Annotated in this window: 2 protein-coding genes; one reads left to right on the top strand and one right to left on the bottom strand. The window is 73.4% G+C overall.

The features are described 5' to 3' along the window. A partial coding sequence (locus tag AB0N07_RS51550; RefSeq protein ID WP_365847977.1) for a helix-turn-helix domain-containing protein occupies positions 1-610 on the bottom strand: 610 nt, incomplete at its 3' end. A 228-nt stretch (positions 611-838) separates the two neighbouring features. On the opposite strand from AB0N07_RS51550, the gene AB0N07_RS51555 reads away from it, so the two are divergent. Beyond that, the coding region (locus AB0N07_RS51555; protein WP_365847979.1) for an aconitase family protein at positions 839-1,175 on the top strand (337 nt) is incomplete at its 3' end.

The following is a 1,175-nucleotide window of genomic DNA, read 5'->3' on the forward strand; positions in this document are numbered from 1 at the left end:
CGACCCCGGGCTCGCGCTCGGCCAGGGACTGGGCCCAGCCGCGCCGCCGCACCGCCGCGAGGACGGTGGGTGTGAAGACGGCGCCGGCCAGCCCCTCGACGAGCAGCTCGTGGTCCTCCCAGGCCAGGAGCACCTGCGCGGCGGAGCCGGCCTTCATGGACATGCGGGCGCCCACGGGGATGGTGTCGCGCAGGCCCCAGGGCCGCTCCGCGCTGGCCACGCACACGCGGGAGTCCGCCTGCCGACGGAACACCTGGGCACTCTCTCCCGTGGCATCACGCAGCCACAGCAGCACCGGGCCGGAGGCCGTCGTGAGCCGGTCCTCGCCGGCGGCGGAGGCGAGCTCGGCCAGGCGGGTGCCCAGCACGTAGCGGCCCTGCAGGTCCTTGCCCACCATGCGGTGGTGCGTGAGGGCGGCCGCGAGCCGGTGCAGCGTGGGCCGCGCGATCCCGGTGGCGGTGACGAGCTGGGCGAGCGTGGCCGGGCCGGACTCGAGCGCGTCGAGGATCGCCACCGACTTGTCCACCACGCCGACGCCGCTGGGATGCCGGTGGAGCGAGGGGCCGATGAGGTCGTCCTCGGTGGGCGGGCGCACGGGCTCGGTGGTCATGGTGTGATCGTAGTCGTCTCACTGCGCGGACGGCCTTGGGTGTCGGCGCGCGTCGTGTGCGACCGGGCCGGCCGCAGCCGATTCCGGAATATGAGACGAAATCTCACGATATGGAATATCGCGCCTCGTGGTCGAGAACGGCCCCGCCGCGCCCCACAGTGGTCCGTGAGCACCGGCGCCCCGCGCCGGGCGACGACCGACAGGTGCGTGAGCAGGAAGGTGCGGCAGATGACGACGGCGACGACGCGACCCAGGACGCTGGCCGAGAAGGTCTGGGACGAACACGTGGTGGTGCGCGGCGAGGGCGAGGGCGCCTCCCGCACCCCCGACCTGCTCTACATCGATCTGCACCTCGTGCACGAGGTGACGAGCCCGCAGGCCTTCGAGGGGCTGCGTCTGGCCGGGCGTCCGGTGCGTCGGCCCGACCTGACCATCGCCACGGAGGACCACAACACCCCGACGCTGGACATCGACCAGCCGATCGCGGATGCCACCTCGCGCACCCAGATCGAGACCCTGCGGGCCAACTGCGCCGAGTTCGGCGTCCGCCTGCACCCGTTGGGCG

Source organism: Streptomyces sp. NPDC051172, from assembly GCF_040682555.1.
GTDB lineage: Bacteria > Actinomycetota > Actinomycetes > Streptomycetales > Streptomycetaceae > Streptomyces.